Raw genomic sequence first — 228 nt, 5'->3', positions numbered from 1 at the left:
GGCCGCCGGGCGCAGCGGGTGCGACCCGGTGGAGAGCGACCGCGAGCCGCTGGAAGCGCGGCTGGCCGATCTGCGCGCGGCTCGCGACTGGTACGCGGCCCCGTTCCCCGCCGGGCGGCGGCTTTGGCGTATCCCGTGCGTGTTCGGCGGCGCGCTCGCCCCGCAGCTCGGGGGCGCGGCGGAGGCGGCGGGCATGTCCCCCGCCCAGGCGGTCGAGCGCGTGAGCAC

Annotated in this window: 1 protein-coding gene; it reads left to right on the top strand. The window is 80.3% G+C overall.

Annotation, left to right across the window (positions count from 1 at the left end; translation table 11 throughout):
- Positions 1-28: 28 nt before the first annotated feature.
- Positions 29-228 (top strand): carboxyltransferase domain-containing protein (locus tag E0702_RS18515; protein ID WP_240721830.1); only part of this gene is annotated, 200 nt, incomplete at its 3' end.

Source organism: Halomonas marinisediminis, assembly GCF_004347715.1.
GTDB classification, from domain to species: domain Bacteria; phylum Pseudomonadota; class Gammaproteobacteria; order Pseudomonadales; family Halomonadaceae; genus Halomonas; species Halomonas icarae.
The sequence above is the reverse complement of the archived record's forward strand: the minus strand, read 5'-3'. Positions and strand labels throughout refer to the sequence as shown.